Below are 17,868 nucleotides of genomic sequence, written 5' to 3'. Positions count from 1 at the left end.
GAGGCCTCATGAATGAACCGGGAAATTTCAGATGAAATTAACACTCTCTTTAATGTCGTCAGAAGACGGCTAGATACTGAAACACCTGACTCTGTCTCCCCAAGCCTGCCCCTGTACTCGAACAAGCTACAGGACGAAGAGATTGAAGCCATACGAAGCGGTTTGGAGGCCAAACTTGCCTCGGCTGTTAGCGGCTTTGTACCTCATGTGGCTCTCGGGCGGGCTCAGGACGAAAACGAAGCTGGTAGCCTGATTGTTAGCTTCACGGCTCAGGAAGCCGGCTAGACGCCGAACGCACTTACTAACTCTTTTCAAAGGCTCGCCATTCCGGCGGGCCTTTTTCGTTTCTGGAGCACACTGATGAGCGAAGAGTCGAAGCGCTTCAAGCAATACGTCATCGACGCCGTCGTTGGCGGTAACCTTGATCGTCTTGGTCCCAGCCTGGCCAGCCTCTCGAAGGTTGACCCGGGCGAATACCTGGCCCTGACCTGCCAGCTGATCGGCGCTGATGTGCCGAAGCAGGTGAGTTCACTGTGCTATGTCTCGCTGCCGGAGTTCTTCCACGCTGACGGCATTGTGTATGGCGTTGCGTTCGCTGATGCGCCAATGCCTGCGATGTTCACCCGTAATGCGCACCCGTCCGGCGCCGGCCTGGCTCTGTCTGACGTGCAGCGCGTTGTCGCCGAGACCCGCCGCGAATACGAGGCAGCCGTCCTGAAGAAAGTCGCGGAGTTGAAGGGGCGCCTGTTCGAACTCGACTTCTTACTCAGCGGCCATTCTGTCGTCGACCGATCCATCGCCAGCCTGGCCCGCACTGACTTGACCAAGGGCCACGCCCTGCTGGTCGCCGCGGTAACCACCAACAAGTAACCCTGCTCCCGCCCCGGGAGGAATCGAGTATGTCCAACATGCCAGACAAACCAGACACCTGGGCGATTGCTCTTGCGTGGTTGAGCCAGCATTCGCCCCTCCTGTACGCGGCTGGTCTTTCCTGCGCGATGGCAGTCCTCCGGATCACCTACGGCGGTGGCACGCGCCGCCAGATGCTGGTGGAAGGCGCCATCTGCGGCGGCCTGACGCTGACGATGATCAGCGGCTTTGAGTTCTTCGGCTTGCCACAAAGCATGGCCGCCTTCGTCGGTGGGTGGGTTGGCCTGCTTGGCGTGGACAAGGTCCGCTCTATTGCTGACCGCGTCACCGACTTCAAGCTGCCGACCCGCAAGACGGACTGATCCGCGCCACAAATTCTAGATGCGCTGTTTCGTGGCGCGAGGTATCGCAATGATCACCCTGACCGACAACAAAGGCTGGAAGCACTACCTGGCTCCTGCTGCCATTGCCCGCGTGCAAGAGGCCGGCACCAGTTCGCAGTGGCACGGCGTCTGCGCCATCGTTCACACGTTCGACGGCCAGGTGCTGGAGGTGCGTGAGCGTGCCGCCGATATCGCGCAGCAATGCAGCATGCGGCGGGTTGAGCAATGAAGTCCGAACTGACAGATCGGGAGGCCAAGGTTGCTCAGCTGCTCGCAGACGCTTGGGACGAGTACCTCAAGCTCCCGATCGAGCACCCGCTTGAGCAGCATGAGTTCTGCATGGCCATTCACCAGGTTCAGGACATGGTGCTGGCTCGGTGTGGCCGCCGCGCACTCAACCGACCCAGGAACCGGTAAAGATGGCCAGGCTTAAGACGCTCGGCTCTCGCATCAAGGAGAGCGCAGGCTCACGGGTCAAGGTGGTGACGCCCGGCAGCTGGCGTAGCGGCATGACCAGCTCCCAGCGCGGCTACGACTACCGGTGGCAGAAGGCGCGAGAGCAGTACCTACGTGACAACCCGCTGTGCGTCTACTGCGCCAAGCAAGGCCGAACCACTGCAGCGTTCATCGTTGACCACATCGTTCCGCATCGGGGCGACAAGGACCTGTTCTGGGACCAAGCCAACTGGCAGGCGCTGTGCAAGCCTTGCCACGACTCGGTGAAGCAGGCCGAGGAGGCTGCTGGTCTGGCGGGGTGACGTCGCCGGATCTACGAAACCGACCGGAAAGGGGTAGAGGCACGTCAATGGCGTGCAGCAAACCCCGGGGGTGGTCAAAATATAGCCATTCTCATGTAGCTAGACCGCCTCCGACCCCACGTACAGATTTTTTTCCCCCACAGGATTTTTGTTAAATGGCTTTAACATCCCGCAAGCGCGCATTCATCGCAGCGCTGAGGGAAGGTGCGTCCAATCGAGACGCAGCTGTGGCGGCTGGCTATTCCGAGAAGACAGCGTCTGCGGCGGGCTCTCGGCTGGTGAAGGACAAGGACGTGGCGGCCGAGCTGCTGAAGCTCCGCGCCCTGGGCCTGATGCCTCCAGGTGTTAAAGGCGATGTTAAAGCAGATGTTAAAACTACGCCTGCTTCGAAGCCCGCCAAAGAGGCAGCTCAAGACCCAGACCCTTCGCCCTCGACTGACGATCCAGCCGAGCCGGAGCCCGCCGGGTTCGACCTGATGCAGGCGCTTCTCCATCGCGACCCGAAGGACTTCCTACTGTCGGTGATGAACGACCTGGAGTCTGAGCCGAAGCTGCGCGTCGACGCAGCCAAGGCGCTGATGCCCTTCGTTCATCCTCGCAAAGGGGAGAGCGGCAAGAAGGACCAGGCTCAAGCCAAAGCTGAGCAGGCAGCCTCCGGCAAGTTCGGCGCCCGCCGCGGCCCACTGCGATCGGTGAAATAATGGAGTGGTCAACCGCATGCCCTGATTGGGAGCAGCGCATCGTTGCGCGCCAAAGCCTGATCCCGTTCGAGCCGCTGTTCCCGGCTGAAGCCGAGGAAGCGCTCGACGTGTTCGGCGCCCTGCGAATGGTCGACGCCACCGGTAGCCCGCTGATGTGTGAGACGGTCCGCGACTGGGTCAACCAGTTCGTCGCCGCCATCTTCGGCGCCTATGACCCGGACGAGGGCCGGCGTCTGGTCAGCGAATTCATGCTGCTGATCAGCAAGAAGAACGGCAAGTCGACCATCGCTGCGGGAATCATGCTCACCGCCCTGGTCCTCAACTGGCGACCATCCGGCGAGTTCATCATCCTGGCACCGACGAAGGAGATCGCCGACAACTCCTACATCCCGATCCGCGACATGGTGCGGGCGGACGAGGAGCTGGACGCCCTGCTCAAGGTTCAGGATCACTTGCGCACGGTCACCCACCGACAGACCAACGCCACGCTCAAGGTGGTGGCGGCCGACAGCGAGACGGTGTCGGGCAAGAAGGCGATCGGCGTTTTCGTTGACGAGCTGTGGGTGTTCGGCAAGCGCGCCAACGCCGAGGCGATGTTGCGGGAAGCCACTGGCGGCCTGGCCTCTCGTCCCGAGGGCTTCATCATCTGGGCAACTACCCAGTCCGATGCGCCCCCGGCCGGTGTCTTCCGGCAGAAACTGATGTACGCCCGCAAGGTCCGGGACGGCGAGATCATCGACAAGTCGTTCCTGCCGGTGCTGTACGAGTTCCCGAAAGCGATGCTCGATGCCGGCGCCCACCGGGACTTCGCCAACGCCTACATCACAAACCCTAACCTGGGGCTGTCGGTGGATGAGCCGTTCATCGAGCGGGGCTATGCCCAAGCCCAGATGGACGGCGAGGAGTCTTTCCGTGGCTTCCTGGCCAAGCACCTCAACGTCGAGATCGGCCTGGCCCTGCTGTCGGACCGCTGGGCCGGCGCTGACTACTGGGAGCGGCAGGCCTCCGACGACTGCCGAACCTTGAACGACCTGCTCGAGCGCTGCGAGGTGATCGACATCGGTATCGACGGCGGCGGCCTGGATGACTTGCTTGGCTTCGCCGCTGTCGGGCGCGAGCGCGATACCCGGCGCTGGCTGACCTGGACACATGCCTGGGCGCACCCGTCCGTGTTGGAGCGCCGCAAGGCCGAGGCGCCGCGCATCCGCGACTTTGCCAACGACGGTCACCTGACCCTGGTGGAGCGCATCGGTGATGACGTCGACCAGATCGCCGAGCTGGTTGCCCAGGTGGAGGAGGCCGGCCTGCTTGATCAGGTGGGCCTCGACCCGGTCGGCATCGGCGCCATCCTCGATGCCCTGGAGGCCCGCGGCATTCCTCGCGAGAAGATCGGCGGCGTGAAGCAGGGCTACACACTGGGCGGCGCGATCAAGACCGCCGAGCGGAAGCTGGCCGAAGGCGGCCTGTGGCATGGAGGTCAGCCCATGATGGCCTGGTGCTGTGGCAACGCCCGTGTCGAGCCTCGCGGCAACGCAATCCTCATCACCAAGCAGGCCAGCGGCTCGGCAAAGATCGACCCGCTGATGGCGCTATTCAACGCCGTGACGCTCCTGGCTCTCAACCCGGAAGCCCAGGGCGGAATGGCTGACTACCTGGATAACGGGTTCTTCGGACTTATAGGCTGACCATGGCATTCAAATGGTACAACCCCATGACCTGGGGCTTCTTCGGCTACACCGACCCGGCCACGGGCGACTATGTCGAGGCTGACCTTGAGGTCGGAGGCAAGCGCACCAAGGCCGGTGTGCGGGTCACCGTCAAGACGGCCTTATCGATCAGCATGGTCTGGTCCTGCGTCAAGATCCTTTCCGAGTCCCTGAGCGGTTTGCCTCTCAAGCTGTACGAGGACAAGCAGGGCCGGCGGGCGCTGGTCGCCGGCAAAGACCCGATGCTCAAGTTGCTGCGCAAGCCCAACCCGTACATGACCAAGCTGAACTTCCTGAAGTTCGTGGTCGTGAACATGGCCCTGCGGGGCAATGCGTTCGCCTTGATCGAGCGCAACGTGCATGGCACCCCGATCGGCCTGGTGCCGCTGGATGGCCGGTCCGTGAAGATCGACACCGAGGAGGAGCTGACCTATCTGGTCACTCCAAAGGAGGGGGAGCCGTTCCCGGTGTCGCCGGAGTACATGCTGCACTTCAAGTTGTTCAGCCTGGACGGCATCGTCGGCCTGTCCCCCATCGAGTACCAGGCCGAGACCATGGGGCTCGCCAAGGCTGGGCAGCAGTGGTCGGCGCGGTTCATGCGCAAGGGCGGCTTTACCGGTGGCTACGTCATCTACGAGCAGTTCCTGACCGAGGCCCAGCAGGCCCGGATCTTGGCGAAGTTCCCGGATGTGCGGAAGGGCGATGCCGACGACATCGGCAAGATGGCCATCCTCCAGGGCAACCCCAAGATCGTCCCGGCTGGCATCAGCCAGAAGGATGCCCAGTTCATCGAGTCGCAGCAATTCCAGGAGGAGGCCCTGGCCGGCATCTACGGTGTGCCGCTGTGGCTGGCCAACCGCGCTGGCAAGACCTCGATCATGGGTTCAAACCTAGAGCAGCAGCTCACCGGCTTCATCACCTTCGGCCTCAAGCCCTACATCGATTCCGTCGAGGACGAGCTCAACGACAAGCTGTTTGGCTCCGGCCAGCGCTTTGTTGAGTTCGTTGTCGAGGGCCTGCTGCGTGCTGACAGCGCCGGCCGGGCCTCGTACTTCCAGGCCGCCTTGGGCGGTTCTGGCGGCTCGGGGTGGCTGTCGATTGACGAGGTCCGCGAAAAGGAAAACTACCCGCCGCTGGGCGGCGACTACGCCCGGGTCACCCGGTGGGAGATACAGAAAAATGGCGAACCTTGAATGCCCGTTCGAGCTCAAGGCCGTGGACGAAGCCGGCAATTTCGAAGGCTACGCCGCAGTGTTCAACAACGTTGACCTGGGCGACGACGTGATCCTGCCCGGCGCGTTCACCCGCGTGAAGGCAACCCGTGGCGGCAAGCTGAAGCTGGCTTTGTATCACGACCTGACCCGTTTGGTTGGCGCCGCCGATTACCGGCAGGACGACCACGGCCTGTACTTGAAAGGCCAGGTCAACCTCAACGTCAGCTATGCCCGAGACGCTTATGAGCTGATGAAGGCGGACATCCTCGACAGCATGTCGATTGGCTTCAACACCATTCAGGCGGACCCCGGTGAGCGTGACGGCCGGCGCGTGCGCCTCATCAAGGAGGCCGAACTCTGGGAGGCCTCCTTCGTACCGTTCGGCATGAACCCCGAGGCCCAGGTCCTCAGCGTCAAGTCGGACATCAGACTTTTCGAGAAGGCCCTGCGCGAACGCATGGGCCTCTCGCAGAAGGAAGCGGCGGCAGTCGCTTCGCTCGGCTACACCGCGCTCCGCCGTGACGGCGGCAGCGAGGCCACGGCGATCGTGGATGAGCTGAAAGAACTTCCCAACTTGTTCACCCAATATTTCGGAGTATCGCCATGAGCGAAGTGAAAGAACTGAAGGATTCCATCGAGCTGCAGCTGAAGAGCGGCTTCAGCGAGCTGCAGAAGAAGTACGACGCAGCCATGGACGAAATGCAGAAGGGCAACCAGGTGACCGGTGACCTGCGTAAGCAGATCGAAGACACCAAGGGCGAGCTGCAAAAGGTCATCGACCAGGTCGTTGATCTGGAACAGAAAGGCGTGAAGCTGCGCGGCCAGCCAGGCGAGGGCAAGAGCTTCATCGACCTGATCAAGGGTGACGACGGCTACAAGTCCCTGCACCAGAAAGGCAGCACCGAACTGGAAGTGACCAAGTCCGACATGGCTAGCATGAAGGAAATGAAAGTCACCAGCGCTGGTATCGTCGTGCCCAACTACGACCCGGTTATCCAGCCAGGTATTCGCCAGGAGCTGCGCATCCGTGACCTGCTGACTGCTGTGCCGGTATCTGGCCAGAACTACACCTACTTCCGCGAAAACCTGCACACCCGCGGCGCAGCGCCAGTGGCTGAAGGCGGCCTCAAGCCCACCAGCAATGTGACCTTCACCACCGAGACCGATCGGGTGAAGAAAATCGCGGTATGGATGCCGGTGACTGACGAAGCGCTGGACGACGTCCCGCAACTGCTCGCCTACCTGCAGCAGCTTCTGCGTTACGACCTCAAGCTCGAGGAGGAAGCGCAAATCCTCAAGGGCGACGGCACCGGCGAGAACCTGAATGGTCTGATGACCCAGGCGACCAGCTACGACACCGGCCTGAGCAAAGCAGGCGACACCGCCATCGACCTGGTGCGCCGTTCGATCTACCAGGTGCGGAAGCAGTCGAAGATGTCCGCCGACGGTGTGGTGATGACCGAACTGGACTGGATGAACATCGAGCTGCAGAAGGACGGCGAGAACCGCTACCTGTTCGCCAACCTTCAGGGCCTGGTCACTCCGATCCTCTGGGGTCGGCCGGTGATCACCTCCGACAGCATGGACGAGGGCGATGGCACCAACGGTGGCGAGTTCCTGACCGCCAACTTCGCTCGTTCCACCACGCTGTTCGACCGCATGTCGTTCCTGTTCAAGATGGGCCTGATCAACGATCAGTTCATCAAGAACGAACGTGCGCTGCTGGTCGAGGAGCGCCTGGGCCTTGGCGTGCGCCGCAAGGAAGCCCTGGTGAAAGGTCGCTTCCCGACCGCCTAACCCCACCGAAGGCCGGCATATCGCCGGCCTCTTCTTTTCTGGAGGCAGCATGAAAATCAAGATTCTGTGGGGCTTTGTCGGCAATGGTGCGCTGCTCGGCGCTGAAACCAACAAGATCAAGGCGGGCGAGACCTTCGAGGAAGCCAGCGACGAATACGCGCACACCTTGATCGGCAAAGGCTTGGCGGAGGAGGTTGATGCCGACGGCAATGCCAAAGTCACCAAGCCGAAGCAGTCCAAGCCGGCAGCCCCGAAAGAGACCAAGTAGATGTTGGACTTGGCCAACGTCAAGCTGCACCTGCGGGTCGATGGTGACGAAGAAGACACCTTGATCAGCGGTTACATCGAGGCGGCCAAGGCCCACGTTGAGCAGCACTGTGACCGTAAGCTGGTCGAGGTCGACCCGGTCGAGCCCGACGAGATGGGCCTGACCCGCGATGTCGAGCAGGCGGTCCTGCTGCTGGTCGGGCACTGGTACGCCAACCGCGAGGCTGTGGCTGTGGGCACCATCGCCACTGCCATGCCCCTCGCAGTCGAAAGGCTGCTCTGGTACAGGAAGCGCTTCTGATGAAAGCCGGACCATTGCGGCACCGCTGCCGCCTGAGCAAGTACGAGCGGGTGCAGAACGACACGGGCGGTTACGACCAGGTTTGGGTGACGGTCGGCGAGGTCTGGGCGGAGATCACCCTGCCCACCGGTCGAGTCAAGCCAGTGGCCGAGCAACTGGAGGCGGTCGTCAGCGCGGAGATCCGCGTTCGCCCCCGGGCCGACATCGCCGCCGGCTGGCGGGTGACCGACAAACGCACCGGCGTGACCTACAAGGTCGAAGCGCCGCTACCCAATAACGAACGGGACCTGCTGCGCCTGCTGTGCTCCAGCGTCCCCAACCCATGAGGTGAACCATGAAGATTCGCGCACTGGGCAAGCTATCTGGCGCCACCGGTAATCGCGAGAAGGGCGAAGAGTTCGAGGTCGACAGCAAGCGCGGCGCCGACCTGGTTGCCCGAGGCTACGCCGAGGAGGTCGCCAAGGTCGCCGCAACACCCGGGAAGCCTGAGAAGGCCAAGGAGTAGACCGTGGCCAGGCGCTCGAGTATCCGGGGCGACATTCGGCTGCGCCGGACGCTCCGCAACATTCACAAGACCATGGACAACGAGCTGAAGCCGGCGATGGAGATTGCGGCCAACCGCATCCTTGAATCTCAGCGTCAGCTGATTCCGAAGGACACAGGCGCAGCTGCTGCAGCGCTGAAGGTCTACGTCTCGCCCAGCGGCCTGGACGCGCAGATCGGGATCCGTGGCAAGCGCGACAACCGGAGGTTCTTCTACCTGCGCTTCATCGAGTACGGCACGAAGGGCTACACCGGTGACAAGCGTGCGGGTAACCGGAATCGCCAAACGAAGAACAAGAGCGACGGGCAGAACTTTTTCGGCAAGCACCCGGACATACCGGCCCGCCCGGCGCATCCGTGGTTGCGGCCCGCCATGGACGTCAACAGGGAGTATGTGCTGGCAGATATCGAGGCAGCCGTGCAGCGAACCCTGCGCAAGGCGAGCCAGGGGGTAGGCAATGGCTGATCCATCCGTGGCGCTCCAGGCGGAGCTGTTCGCTCGGCTTCGGGCTGAGGTCAGCTGCCCAGTCCATGACGGCACCGACATCAACACCCCGAAACCCTATGTGTCGATCGATCGCGAGATCTCCACCAACATCCGGCCCATCGCCGGGCGCAAGCGCGAGGAGCGCCTGCTGTACCTGTCCGTCTGGTCCGACGCCGTCGGTCAGGCTGAGGTGAAGAAAATCAACGGCGAGGTGATCGCCGCCCTGGATGAACGCCGCTTGCCGCTGGCGGAGGGTCGCGCCGTGTCCGTTCGGGTGCTGCAGGCTGACGCCCAGCGCGACGTCGACGGCATCACCTATCAGGGCTCGATCACCGTCCGCGTGATCACTACCCACTGATCAACCCCACCGGCCGCGCCGCGGCTCAATCCAATGTGCCTTTGGAGGAACCCCCATGGCCGAAGACAACCTCAACACAGCCGCCGGCTGCCGCCTGGCCATTGGCGGCAAGACCGGTGCCGACACCGAAACCGAATACAAGGCCGACACCTACGTCGATGTGGGCGAGATCGAAGACCTGGGCGAGTTCGGCGACACCTTCAACCCGGTGAACTTCACCTCCCTGGCCGACGGCCGCGTGCGCAAGTACAAGGGTACCGCCGACGCCGGCAACATGACCCTGACCGTGGGCCTGGACAACGGCGACCTTGGCCAGAAGGCGGTCGCCGCCGCGCACAAGGACCGCACCAAGGGCAACTACAACATCAAGGTCACGCTCAACGACGGCGACCCCGGCGCGACCCCGGCGATTCTGCCGACCACGTTCTACTTCGCGGTCAAGGTCATGAACAACACCGTGGCTGCCGGCTCCGCCGACAACGTCGTGCGCCGCAACATCACGCTCGGTATCAACACCGAGATCCTCGAAATCGTGGCCGGCCCGGCTACCCCGTGATCGATGGGGCTTCGGCCCCGTCTCCCGCTGAGAGAACCTCATGAGCGAAGCCTTGTATGGCACCACGACCCTGGTGGTCGGTGCGCGAACCTACACCCTGCAGCCCACCCTGGAGGCGGCGCTGCGCATCGAGACCCGTTTCGGCGGCCTGCGCGGCGCCCTCGAAGCCATGCGTTTGATGAGCATCGGTTCCACCGCCGACATCATCATCGCCGGCGCCGGGCTCAAGCCTGACCAGCACACCGAAGTCGCGACCGGTGTATTTCAGACCGGCGTGGCGAAGGTATCCGCTGACCTGATCGAGTACCTGACCGTCCTGCTCAACCCTGTTCCGCCGAGCGTGGCCGCCCGGGGAAAGCCCGAGGCGGACAGCACAGCGCAGTGAAGAACGGCAGCTACGTCGACTACCTGTTCGGCGTGGCAACCGGCTGGCTTGGCTGGCCGCCTGAAACCGCGTGGCGCACGCCGGTACCGCAGATCATGCTCGCGCTTGATGCTCGCCTCGATTGGACAGGGCGCGGCCAGGCCCAGGGTAACCCCTCAGGTCAGCCCGCCGCGCCGCGCCGTTCCGTGAGCGTTGCCGACAAGCTGAAAGCCTTCTTCCGGGGGCGCCAGGAATAGTAGCTCGCCGCCTCCGGGCGGCTTTTTGTGCTTGGAGATATACATGGCCGATCAACAGGTCCAGGGGATGTTGGTTCAGATCGAGGCGACAACCGCCCAGCTGCGCCGCGAACTGGCCAGCGCCGACCAGGTGGTGGCCCGCAGCAGCCAGGCGATCGACCGCAACCTGGCCACTGTGGACTCGGCCTTCGACAAGGCGGGCGCGGCGGCTCAGGGTGCAGGTACGCTGATCCGCGGCGCTCTGGCTGCGGTTGCCGGCGCCGGCCTGATCGGCGGCATCATCAAGCAGGTCGATGCCTACGGTCAGATGGCCGACCGGATGAAAGCGGCTGCGGGAAGCGCCGCCGAGTATCAGGTGGTGCAGGAGCACCTGCTGCGAACTGCGCAGGAGACCTACCGGCCCCTGGCCGAAGCGCAGGAGCTCTACATCCGTACCGCTGACGTGATGAGCAGCTTGGGTTTCAACACTCAGCAAACGCTCGATATCACCGACAGCTTCAGCTTCCTACTGGTGACCAACGCCGCAGCGGCCGACAAGGCTGGCTCGGCGCTGGATGCCTACTCCAAGGCGCTCCAGACCGGCAAGATAGAGGCGGACGGGTGGGTTTCGATTCAGACTGCGATGCCAACCATCGTTGAAGCCATCGCGGCGGGTACCGGCAAAAGCGCCGATGCCATTCGCAAGCTCGGCGTTGAAGGCAAGCTGTCGCTGGACGACCTCAACAACGGCCTGCTGCGCACCGTCGAGGTCAACCGCAAAGCGGCGGCCGACATGTCGACCAGCGTTCAAGACGCCCTGGTCAACATCAGCAACGCCATCAGCACCTTCCTTGGCGGCATGGAGGAGCGCACCGGCATTGTGGGCGGTCTGTCGAAAGTCCTCCTCGCCCTGGCGGATAATGTCAACCTGGTCGCGGTCGCCATGGGGGGCGTCGGTGTTGCCGCGCTGACCAACTACGTCGCAAAAGCTGGCCTTGCACTGCAGGCCGCGCTGGCGGACCGCACTGCGCGTATCGCTCAGGCGCAAGCGGTGCTGCAGGCTGCCATTGCCGACCAGCGCAAAGCGCAGACTGCAACGATCTTGGCGGCCCGCGAGGCTGCAGCGGCGCGCAGCACCGCCGTTCAAACCGAGATGTCGATTCAACTGGCCCAGGCCAGAGCGCGGGAGGCGGCGGCCACTGCGGCCGTGGCAACAGCACAGACCGGTTTGCGCGCTGCGTCAGCTGGTGTGCTCGCGATGATGGGCGGCCCCATGGGGCTCGCGCTCTTGGCCGGCACTGCGGCGGCCAGCTTCCTGCTGCTGAGCGACAACGCCGACAAGGCCAGTGTCAGCATCGCGGACCTGCAGAAACCGGTTGCGCAGCTGCGGGAAGAGTTCGCCAAGCTCAGCCGGGACCAGCGCGAAGCCTCGCTGGTGAAGTGGCAGCAAGAGCATATCAACGCGACCGACCAGGTGAAGGACGCCTACGGCGACCTGGCCCAGTCGATCCGGCAGGCCGTCGTTACGGCACCGGCCCGTGATTCTGGCGGCCAGTACGGCCAGCAGTTGCGTGCCTATCAGGACGTGGTCGAGCGGCTGAAGGAAGCCAGGGCGGCGGGGTCCGACCTGTCGCCGGTGCTTCGCGAGGTCGGCGAGCGCCTGAACCTGCCGCCCAGCACCGTTCAGCAGTGGATCACCCAGGCCGGCGCGGTCAGCGATGCCGACCAGCGCTCGGCCCTGATCGCTGAAACCCTGCGGGTGCTGACCGGCGTCACGAACGAGAACACCGCGTCTACGCAAGCGAACAACGCGGCGAAGGCCGGGATGACCACGGCGGGCCAGACCTACCTCGAAACGCTGCAGAAGCAGCTGGCCGGCCTGCAGGACAATGGCGACGCTATCAAGATCGCCAACCGCCACATCGCAGAGAACGCCGACCTCACCGAGACCGATCGGCAGGCGATTCTGTCCGCCGCGAGCGCGATCGAGTCGCAGAAGAAAGCCAACAAGGATGCCACCAGCGGCAGCCAGGATCGCACCAAGGCGCTGAAGGACGAGATCAAGGCGCTGGACGCGATCATCGACCGAGCGCTGCCGGAGAAGAAGCGCCTCGAGGATCTGGCGGAGGGGGTGAAGGGGCTGCGCAAAGCCCAGGCCGCCGGCAAGATCACTGCTGCCGAAATGGAACTCGGCATCAAGAACCTCAACCAGGCCTACGCCGACCCGATCATCCAGAAGCGCGCCGAGGAGGAACGCAAGCTGGCCGAGCAGCGCCGCAACAGCGCCGAGGCTTACCGCAAGGCGATGGAGGTGGTGCTGCAGACCCGGCAAGACGCAATCAATGCGGACGTCGCGGGCGTGGGCATGGGCGACGATCAGCGCGAGCAGGCCGACCGCCTGAACGCCGTGCGGCAGAAGTACGCCGATGCCCGCCGCCAGCTGGAGGAACAGCAGGAAGACGTGTCGCGCCGACTGAGCCAATCGGCCTACGAGCAGCGCCTGGCCGACCTGGCTGACTACCAGGCCCGCGAGCTGCAGATGGAGGTCGATGGCCACGACGCCAAACTGCAGGCTCAGCGCGATTACCGCAACGGCGCGCGGCGCGCCTGGGCCAACATCCAGGCGGACGCAGCCGATATCGCGGGCGCGACTGATCGCACCTTGTCTGCCGGCTTCGACTCGGCCAGCCAGGCCCTGTCCAACTTCGCAATGACCGGCAAGATGCGGTTCAAGGACTTCGCTGCCAGCGTCATCAGCGACATGGCGAGGATCGCCAGCCAGCAAGCCGCGAGCTCTCTGCTCAGCGGCCTGGTCGGCATGGGGATATCCGCCGTGGGCAACTACTTCGGTGGTGGCGGCAATGGCCTGCCTGCGGGTTCAGCAGGCGCGGTATCGTCGAACCTGGGTGCGTCCCAGGCCGGCTACGGCAGCGCTTACTTTCCGCAGGCGCTGGGGGGCGCATGGCTGGGCGGGGTGCAGATGTTCGCCAAGGGCGGCGCTTTCACCAACAGCGTGCTCAGCCAGCCGACCGCGTTCGGCATGGCCAACGGCGGTCTGGGTGTCGCCGGCGAAGCAGGTCCCGAGGCGATCATGCCCCTGGCCCGTGGCGCTGACGGCTCGCTGGGCGTTCAGGTGGTGGGCGGCAACCAAGGTGGCGGCACCGTGGTACAGGTCAACGCACCGATGCAATTCACCATGCAGGACCGAAGCTCGGAGGGCATGCAGCTGGATACCAATGCACTCGGCCAGGCCATGCAGCAGCAGATGCAGAGTGTGGCCGAGCGCGTGGTTGCGGCTTCCTGGCGCCCCGGCGGCGTCAGTCATGCCAGCAGCCCAGGGAGGCGTTAATGGCGATCGAAACATTCACCTGGCCGCCCGATGACGAGGCGACCTCGGACAACACGCTCAAGGTCAGGAAGTCGCAGTTCGGGGACGGCTACGTTCAGACTGCCGGCGACGGGCTGAACGGGGAAAGCGACAGCTGGTCGCTGACCTTCGGCGGTGTCGCCGATGAAACGCAACCCATCCTGGCCTTCATTCGACGGCACAAGGGCTTCAAGTCGTTTCTGTGGACCACGCCGAATGGCGAGCTTGGGCTGTATCGCTGCGAGACGTTCGGCACCCAGCGCCGGCCTGGTGGAATCCTCGCAGTCACCGCAACTTTTGAGAGGGCCTATCACCCATGAGCCTGATATCGCAGATCCAGAAGCTGGAGGCCGGCTCCGAGATCATGCTGTTCGAGCTGGACGGCTCCGACTTCGGCGCCGACATGCTGCGCTTCCACGGGCATGCCATCCCGCACACGGCTGCGGAGCTGGCAGCGGCCGGCGCTGATGTCGACCAGCTGCCAGCAAAGTCCATCTGGTGGCAGGGCAACGAGTACGGCGCCTGGCCCATGCAACTGGAGGGCATCGAGGCGAACTCGGACGGAACCGAGGTGCGCCCGACGCTGAGCGTGGGCAACGTCAACGGCAGGATAACCGCGCTGTGCCTGGCCTTCGACAACCTGCTGGAGTTCAAACTCACGGTGCGCCACACCCTGGCGCAGTACCTGGATGCCGCGAATTTCCCGGACGGAAACCCCGAAGCCGACCCGACTGAGGAAAGCCTCGAAGTCTGGTACGTCGACCAGAAAATCGCCGAGAGCGGGTCGGTCGTGTCCTGGGAGTTGGCCAGTCCCGGAGATGTCGGTGGTGAGACCATTGGCCGGCAGATGACCCAGCTGTGCCATTGGGCCATGACCAACGGCTACCGCGGGCCAAACTGCGGGTACACCGGGCCTTACTTCGACTTCGACGGAAACCCCACGGATGATCCGGCCAATGACCAGTGCAACGGCTGCCTTGATACCGGCTGCGCTGTGCGCCACGGGCAGGGCAACCAGCTGCCATTCGGTGGCTATCCAGCCGTCTCCCTGATCGCCAGGAGCTGATCATGCTGAAACACATCCTCGCCGCCGTGCAGCAGCACGCCGCGGCGGAGTACCCGCGCGAGTGCTGCGGGCTGATCCTGGCTGTGGGCCGAAAGCAGGTCTACTTCCCGTGCGCCAACGTGGCCACTGAGCCGACCGAAGAGTTTCGCATCGCGCCGGAGCAGTACGCCGAAGCTGAAGACCAAGGCCAGGTTATCGGCATCGTGCATTCGCACCCGGACGCCACCAGCAGGCCGTCGCCGCGCGACCTGGCCATGTGCGAGGCCACGGGTCTGCCATGGCACATCCTGTCGTGGCCGGAAGGTGACCTGAGGACGATCACGCCCACCGGCGAGACACCGTTGCTTGGCCGGCCATTTGTTCACGGCGCGTGGGACTGCTGGCAGGTGTGTGCCGATTGGTACCAGCGCGAGTGGGGGCTGGACTTCCCGGCCTACACCCGCGAGGACGGGTGGTGGGAGCGGGCCGCCGGGCCGAGCCTGTACGAGCAGGCCTACGAGGCGGCCGGGTTCTACCAGGTCAGCCAGCCGCAGCGCGGCGACATGATCGTCATGGCAGTGGGGCGTACCGCACATCCGAACCATGCCGGCATCTACCTGGGGGCAGACCCGCAATTGCCGGGCGAGCAGGTACAGGTGTTTGGACAAGGGCCTTTTTTGTTGCACCACCTGTACGGTAGGCCATCAGAAATCATCGTTTTTGGCGGACCTTGGCATAATCGTTTGCGCCTCATTCTTAGGCAAAATGTGACAAAAACTAGTGTTGGATATATACCATAAGCATCGTATTAAGCAAGCGAAGCTAAAAAATCGGCTTGCTACTTTCGTAGCAAGCCGAGTGAGAACTATTTTTCTTCTTTTTTTGGTGGGGGAGGAGGGGTAGGTACTGCTATCGGTATTGCCCTGCGTGATCTTGTGTTGTCATTATAGTGTTCATTGGTGTAAATAAGGTCTCCAATTCTTACTTTATCTTGCAGCTTTTTCAAATCTTCGTCTTTCATTTTATTCCTCCAGGAATTCAATCCATTTCACATCTGTTGCATTTATCAGTATCGACTCTATTCCAGCATATGGGGTTGGGGTTTTGCCTGCCATCCAATGGGGGTTGTCAACGAGAAAAACCCCGGCTGTGCAGTCGTTTGGGAAGGATCTAATGTATCCAAGGAGTCTGCGGCCGTCGATGAATTCAAACACTACTACATGGTCCGGCCTTGAGCTAAAAATATGAGTTGTGTCATCAATCGATGCCTTTTTTGTAATTCCTATTTTACGGGCGATCTTATAAATTAGATCTCGATTGCAAAGGCATGCTAGGGAAAGTCCAATGGCTATCGGTAGAGCGATAGAGAAACCCAGTTCAGTACTTTTTGTCCAGACACCAACGCTATATAACTCACCAATTTCATAGAGCGTGCTCTCTAGCTGTTCGACTAGAAATTTAATAATTGGTGTGCAGATTAATGCTTGTAGTACTCGCTCAAACTGAGGAGGTTTTGGTACTGAAGCGAACCAATAAAATACAATAGTTGTTAAAAACCCAGGTAGAAACAGTTGCAGGGTGGGTAGCAATTCTTTTGTGACTTCTTCCATGATCCTCTAATCCGACTATTCGCCTAAGCATTGGCGGTTTGATTTCAAAATGCTACTGCCTTGCACTTAGGTATTCTACTGATCGTTTATCCACGCTGGATGCCCGGCCAGTCCTACTGGTACAGTCTACCCATTTTAAAGGAGGGACCACATGCGAATTCTGATCGGGGCGGTGGCGGTGATGTTGCTGGCGGGGTGTGCAAATGTGGCTGACATTCGGTCCAGTCCGCCTGTTTTGTCTCTCACATCGAAAAAGTCAGCGGAGCAAACAGCCGAATGCATTCGTGATGGCTGGCAATCGACATCGCTCATCGGCGGTAGTGTTGGCGGCGTGCTTCAGAAGTCCGGTGGTTCGTTCAGCGTCATCGCTCCCAACGCAGAGTCCCCCTGGCACGTTGCAGATGTAATACCTACAGGGGGCTCGAAGTCGAAAGTGGTGTACAGGTTTCATCGGAACTGGCAGGAACCCAGCGATAGGGTTCTCGATGTTGTGAAATCCTGTGCTGGCTGACAGAGCCTCTTTTCACAAAACCTCCTTCGGGAGGTTTTTTATACCCGGAGAAATTCATGGCTATGGCCGTTGTTCACTATGAGCCAATGACAAACATCAAGCTCTCTTGCTCTCTGGCACAAAAGTTTGGGCGGCTTCATCGGAGATCGCTGGACGGCGGAAGCGCCTTCGAAGTTTTTAGAGCGCTCAATGCAACCATTCCAGGATTTGAGGCGGAAATTAGGCGTCTCGCTCAGCTCGGTATGCGTTTCGCGATCTTCCGAAATGGCCGGAATGTTGGCCAGGATGAGTTCGAGCGCGGCGGGGTGAGAGAGCTCAGAATCGTTCCGGTTGTGGATGGCAGCAAGCGTGGCGGTACTCTCCAGACGGTGCTTGGCGCCGTCCTCATAGCTCTTGCCTACTTTAACCCATTCGGCTTCTTCTCAGGTCCAGCGGTCAGTGCCCTTTACGCAGCTGGAGCTGCAAACGTCGCCGGCGGTGTAATCCAGATGCTCAGCCCGCAGGCCAAAGGCCTGTCACAGAGCGCGGCCTCAGAGAACCTGCCGTCCTATGCATTCGGCAGCGCAAAGAACACAACCGCCAGCGGCAACCCTGTGCCGATCTGCATCGGTGAGCGTCGGTGGGGCGGGGCGATCATTTCTGCATCCGTATACGCAGAGGATAAGGCGTAAGAGCAAAAAACCTCACATACACAGGAAGGATTGGCCTTCCTGCGTCTGATGGGGGCTATATGAACACATGGATTCGTTTGGTCTTACGCCTTGCTCCGCTTATTTGTCGAGCTGTGTACTACT

General features: G+C 62.1%; 27 protein-coding genes. 25 read left to right on the top strand and 2 right to left on the bottom strand.

Annotation, left to right across the window (positions count from 1 at the left end):
• Nucleotides 1-12 precede the first annotated feature (12 nt).
• The 23 genes from N5D48_RS05235 (at nucleotide 13) to N5D48_RS05125 (ending at nucleotide 15,753) form a co-directional block, all read left to right on the top strand.
• Nucleotides 13-285 (top strand): hypothetical protein, encoded by a 273-nt coding sequence (locus N5D48_RS05235; RefSeq protein WP_279881853.1) that lies wholly within the window; start codon nucleotides 13-15, stop codon nucleotides 283-285.
• A 75-nt stretch (nucleotides 286-360) separates the two neighbouring features.
• Entirely contained in the window at nucleotides 361-870 is a 510-nt protein-coding gene (locus N5D48_RS05230) for a hypothetical protein (RefSeq protein ID WP_279881851.1), read from the top strand.
• A 29-nt stretch (nucleotides 871-899) separates the two neighbouring features.
• The gene (locus N5D48_RS05225; protein WP_279881849.1) at nucleotides 900-1,232 is read left to right on the top strand and encodes a phage holin, lambda family; all 333 of its coding nucleotides are present in this window, start codon (nucleotides 900-902) and stop codon (nucleotides 1,230-1,232) included.
• Between the two features lie 49 nt (nucleotides 1,233-1,281).
• Nucleotides 1,282-1,482 (top strand): hypothetical protein, encoded by a 201-nt coding sequence (locus tag N5D48_RS05220; protein WP_279881847.1) that lies wholly within the window; start codon nucleotides 1,282-1,284, stop codon nucleotides 1,480-1,482.
• Between the two features lie 190 nt (nucleotides 1,483-1,672).
• A complete protein-coding gene (locus N5D48_RS05215) occupies nucleotides 1,673-2,011 on the top strand; it encodes an HNH endonuclease signature motif containing protein (RefSeq protein WP_279881844.1) in 339 nt (112 codons plus the stop codon).
• A gap of 155 nt (nucleotides 2,012-2,166) precedes the next feature.
• On the top strand, nucleotides 2,167-2,712 hold the full coding sequence (locus N5D48_RS05210) for a terminase small subunit (RefSeq protein WP_279881842.1): 546 nt from the start codon (nucleotides 2,167-2,169) through the stop codon (nucleotides 2,710-2,712).
• On the top strand, nucleotides 2,712-4,397 hold the full coding sequence (locus N5D48_RS05205; protein ID WP_279881840.1) for a terminase large subunit: 1,686 nt from the start codon (nucleotides 2,712-2,714) through the stop codon (nucleotides 4,395-4,397). Before N5D48_RS05210 ends, N5D48_RS05205 begins: the two co-directional genes overlap by 1 nt.
• 2 nt (nucleotides 4,398-4,399) lie before the next feature.
• Nucleotides 4,400-5,611: a phage portal protein gene (locus N5D48_RS05200; RefSeq protein ID WP_279881838.1), complete on the top strand. Its 1,212-nt coding sequence runs from the start codon at nucleotides 4,400-4,402 to the stop codon at nucleotides 5,609-5,611.
• Complete coding sequence (locus N5D48_RS05195; RefSeq protein WP_279881836.1) at nucleotides 5,598-6,239, top strand: HK97 family phage prohead protease; 642 nt, start codon at nucleotides 5,598-5,600, stop codon at nucleotides 6,237-6,239. Before N5D48_RS05200 ends, N5D48_RS05195 begins: the two co-directional genes overlap by 14 nt.
• Complete coding sequence (locus N5D48_RS05190) at nucleotides 6,236-7,429, top strand: phage major capsid protein (RefSeq protein WP_279881834.1); 1,194 nt, start codon at nucleotides 6,236-6,238, stop codon at nucleotides 7,427-7,429. Before N5D48_RS05195 ends, N5D48_RS05190 begins: the two co-directional genes overlap by 4 nt.
• A gap of 49 nt (nucleotides 7,430-7,478) precedes the next feature.
• Nucleotides 7,479-7,697 carry a hypothetical protein gene (locus N5D48_RS05185; RefSeq protein ID WP_279881832.1) on the top strand — a complete coding sequence of 73 codons (219 nt, stop codon included), beginning with the start codon at nucleotides 7,479-7,481 and terminating at the stop codon, nucleotides 7,695-7,697.
• Complete coding sequence (locus tag N5D48_RS05180; protein WP_197866145.1) at nucleotides 7,698-7,997, top strand: head-tail connector protein; 300 nt, start codon at nucleotides 7,698-7,700, stop codon at nucleotides 7,995-7,997.
• Entirely contained in the window at nucleotides 7,997-8,323 is a 327-nt protein-coding gene (locus tag N5D48_RS05175; protein ID WP_279881831.1) for a phage head closure protein, read from the top strand. Before N5D48_RS05180 ends, N5D48_RS05175 begins: the two co-directional genes overlap by 1 nt.
• 8 nt (nucleotides 8,324-8,331) lie before the next feature.
• Nucleotides 8,332-8,502, top strand: a complete 171-nt coding sequence (locus N5D48_RS05170; protein ID WP_279881830.1) for a hypothetical protein — start codon at nucleotides 8,332-8,334, stop codon at nucleotides 8,500-8,502.
• 3 nt (nucleotides 8,503-8,505) lie between these two features.
• Nucleotides 8,506-9,006 carry an HK97-gp10 family putative phage morphogenesis protein gene (locus N5D48_RS05165; RefSeq protein ID WP_279881829.1) on the top strand — a complete coding sequence of 167 codons (501 nt, stop codon included), beginning with the start codon at nucleotides 8,506-8,508 and terminating at the stop codon, nucleotides 9,004-9,006.
• The gene (locus tag N5D48_RS05160; RefSeq protein ID WP_279881828.1) at nucleotides 8,999-9,385 is read left to right on the top strand and encodes a DUF3168 domain-containing protein; all 387 of its coding nucleotides are present in this window, start codon (nucleotides 8,999-9,001) and stop codon (nucleotides 9,383-9,385) included. The genes N5D48_RS05165 and N5D48_RS05160 overlap by 8 nt, the downstream gene beginning before the upstream one ends.
• Before the next feature lie 55 nt (nucleotides 9,386-9,440).
• The gene (locus N5D48_RS05155) at nucleotides 9,441-9,941 is read left to right on the top strand and encodes a hypothetical protein (protein WP_197866140.1); all 501 of its coding nucleotides are present in this window, start codon (nucleotides 9,441-9,443) and stop codon (nucleotides 9,939-9,941) included.
• A 40-nt stretch (nucleotides 9,942-9,981) separates the two neighbouring features.
• On the top strand, nucleotides 9,982-10,326 hold the full coding sequence (locus N5D48_RS05150; protein WP_279881827.1) for a hypothetical protein: 345 nt from the start codon (nucleotides 9,982-9,984) through the stop codon (nucleotides 10,324-10,326).
• A complete protein-coding gene (locus N5D48_RS05145) occupies nucleotides 10,323-10,562 on the top strand; it encodes a hypothetical protein (protein ID WP_279881826.1) in 240 nt (79 codons plus the stop codon). Before N5D48_RS05150 ends, N5D48_RS05145 begins: the two co-directional genes overlap by 4 nt.
• Before the next feature lie 43 nt (nucleotides 10,563-10,605).
• Nucleotides 10,606-13,890 carry a phage tail tape measure protein gene (locus tag N5D48_RS05140; RefSeq protein WP_279881825.1) on the top strand — a complete coding sequence of 1,095 codons (3,285 nt, stop codon included), beginning with the start codon at nucleotides 10,606-10,608 and terminating at the stop codon, nucleotides 13,888-13,890.
• Entirely contained in the window at nucleotides 13,890-14,228 is a 339-nt protein-coding gene (locus N5D48_RS05135; protein WP_279881824.1) for a phage tail protein, read from the top strand. Before N5D48_RS05140 ends, N5D48_RS05135 begins: the two co-directional genes overlap by 1 nt.
• Nucleotides 14,225-14,974: a phage minor tail protein L gene (locus N5D48_RS05130; RefSeq protein ID WP_279881823.1), complete on the top strand. Its 750-nt coding sequence runs from the start codon at nucleotides 14,225-14,227 to the stop codon at nucleotides 14,972-14,974. Before N5D48_RS05135 ends, N5D48_RS05130 begins: the two co-directional genes overlap by 4 nt.
• Nucleotides 14,975-14,976: 2 nt before the next feature.
• Nucleotides 14,977-15,753: a C40 family peptidase gene (locus N5D48_RS05125; RefSeq protein ID WP_279881822.1), complete on the top strand. Its 777-nt coding sequence runs from the start codon at nucleotides 14,977-14,979 to the stop codon at nucleotides 15,751-15,753.
• A 65-nt stretch (nucleotides 15,754-15,818) separates the two neighbouring features.
• On the opposite strand, the gene N5D48_RS05120 is transcribed toward N5D48_RS05125, so the two are convergent.
• Both N5D48_RS05120 and N5D48_RS05115 read right to left on the bottom strand, forming a co-directional pair.
• On the bottom strand, nucleotides 15,819-15,974 hold the full coding sequence (locus N5D48_RS05120; protein WP_279881821.1) for a hypothetical protein: 156 nt from the start codon (nucleotides 15,972-15,974) through the stop codon (nucleotides 15,819-15,821).
• 1 nt (nucleotide 15,975) lies between these two features.
• A complete protein-coding gene (locus tag N5D48_RS05115) occupies nucleotides 15,976-16,563 on the bottom strand; it encodes a hypothetical protein (protein ID WP_279881818.1) in 588 nt (195 codons plus the stop codon).
• 151 nt (nucleotides 16,564-16,714) lie between these two features.
• Here N5D48_RS05115 and N5D48_RS05110 point away from each other — a divergent pair, with 151 nt between their 5' ends.
• Nucleotides 16,715-17,074, top strand: a complete 360-nt coding sequence (locus tag N5D48_RS05110; protein ID WP_279881816.1) for a hypothetical protein — start codon at nucleotides 16,715-16,717, stop codon at nucleotides 17,072-17,074.
• Between the two features lie 62 nt (nucleotides 17,075-17,136).
• Entirely contained in the window at nucleotides 17,137-17,745 is a 609-nt protein-coding gene (locus N5D48_RS05105) for a tail assembly protein (RefSeq protein WP_279881981.1), read from the top strand.
• The last annotated feature ends 123 nt before the right edge of the window (nucleotides 17,746-17,868 follow it).

Origin of the sequence: Pseudomonas sp. GD03858 (genome assembly GCF_029840925.1) — a bacterium.
GTDB lineage: Bacteria > Pseudomonadota > Gammaproteobacteria > Pseudomonadales > Pseudomonadaceae > Aquipseudomonas.
This window is presented reverse-complemented; position numbering and strand designations above follow the sequence as displayed.

Excerpts from the sequence above, each read along its gene's own strand:
- N5D48_RS05190 (WP_279881834.1), top strand. The coding sequence starts at position 6,236 with ATGAGCGAAGTGAAAGAACTGAAGGATTCCATCGAGCTGCAGCTGAAG.
- N5D48_RS05120 (WP_279881821.1), bottom strand. The coding sequence starts at position 15,974 with ATGAAAGACGAAGATTTGAAAAAGCTGCAAGATAAAGTAAGAATTGGA.
- N5D48_RS05175 (WP_279881831.1), top strand. The coding sequence starts at position 7,997 with ATGAAAGCCGGACCATTGCGGCACCGCTGCCGCCTGAGCAAGTACGAG.
- N5D48_RS05115 (WP_279881818.1), bottom strand. The coding sequence starts at position 16,563 with ATGGAAGAAGTCACAAAAGAATTGCTACCCACCCTGCAACTGTTTCTA.
- N5D48_RS05155 (WP_197866140.1), top strand. The coding sequence starts at position 9,441 with ATGGCCGAAGACAACCTCAACACAGCCGCCGGCTGCCGCCTGGCCATT.
- N5D48_RS05205 (WP_279881840.1), top strand. The coding sequence starts at position 2,712 with ATGGAGTGGTCAACCGCATGCCCTGATTGGGAGCAGCGCATCGTTGCG.
- N5D48_RS05135 (WP_279881824.1), top strand. The coding sequence starts at position 13,890 with ATGGCGATCGAAACATTCACCTGGCCGCCCGATGACGAGGCGACCTCG.
- N5D48_RS05130 (WP_279881823.1), top strand. The coding sequence starts at position 14,225 with ATGAGCCTGATATCGCAGATCCAGAAGCTGGAGGCCGGCTCCGAGATC.
- N5D48_RS05110 (WP_279881816.1), top strand. The coding sequence starts at position 16,715 with ATGCGAATTCTGATCGGGGCGGTGGCGGTGATGTTGCTGGCGGGGTGT.
- N5D48_RS05225 (WP_279881849.1), top strand. The coding sequence starts at position 900 with ATGTCCAACATGCCAGACAAACCAGACACCTGGGCGATTGCTCTTGCG.
- N5D48_RS05150 (WP_279881827.1), top strand. The coding sequence starts at position 9,982 with ATGAGCGAAGCCTTGTATGGCACCACGACCCTGGTGGTCGGTGCGCGA.
- N5D48_RS05220 (WP_279881847.1), top strand. The coding sequence starts at position 1,282 with ATGATCACCCTGACCGACAACAAAGGCTGGAAGCACTACCTGGCTCCT.
- N5D48_RS05140 (WP_279881825.1), top strand. The coding sequence starts at position 10,606 with ATGGCCGATCAACAGGTCCAGGGGATGTTGGTTCAGATCGAGGCGACA.
- N5D48_RS05235 (WP_279881853.1), top strand. The coding sequence starts at position 13 with ATGAACCGGGAAATTTCAGATGAAATTAACACTCTCTTTAATGTCGTC.
- N5D48_RS05210 (WP_279881842.1), top strand. The coding sequence starts at position 2,167 with ATGGCTTTAACATCCCGCAAGCGCGCATTCATCGCAGCGCTGAGGGAA.
- N5D48_RS05230 (WP_279881851.1), top strand. The coding sequence starts at position 361 with ATGAGCGAAGAGTCGAAGCGCTTCAAGCAATACGTCATCGACGCCGTC.
- N5D48_RS05185 (WP_279881832.1), top strand. The coding sequence starts at position 7,479 with ATGAAAATCAAGATTCTGTGGGGCTTTGTCGGCAATGGTGCGCTGCTC.
- N5D48_RS05170 (WP_279881830.1), top strand. The coding sequence starts at position 8,332 with ATGAAGATTCGCGCACTGGGCAAGCTATCTGGCGCCACCGGTAATCGC.
- N5D48_RS05160 (WP_279881828.1), top strand. The coding sequence starts at position 8,999 with ATGGCTGATCCATCCGTGGCGCTCCAGGCGGAGCTGTTCGCTCGGCTT.
- N5D48_RS05180 (WP_197866145.1), top strand. The coding sequence starts at position 7,698 with ATGTTGGACTTGGCCAACGTCAAGCTGCACCTGCGGGTCGATGGTGAC.
- N5D48_RS05200 (WP_279881838.1), top strand. The coding sequence starts at position 4,400 with ATGGCATTCAAATGGTACAACCCCATGACCTGGGGCTTCTTCGGCTAC.
- N5D48_RS05215 (WP_279881844.1), top strand. The coding sequence starts at position 1,673 with ATGGCCAGGCTTAAGACGCTCGGCTCTCGCATCAAGGAGAGCGCAGGC.
- N5D48_RS05195 (WP_279881836.1), top strand. The coding sequence starts at position 5,598 with ATGGCGAACCTTGAATGCCCGTTCGAGCTCAAGGCCGTGGACGAAGCC.
- N5D48_RS05125 (WP_279881822.1), top strand. The coding sequence starts at position 14,977 with ATGCTGAAACACATCCTCGCCGCCGTGCAGCAGCACGCCGCGGCGGAG.
- N5D48_RS05105 (WP_279881981.1), top strand. The coding sequence starts at position 17,137 with ATGGCCGTTGTTCACTATGAGCCAATGACAAACATCAAGCTCTCTTGC.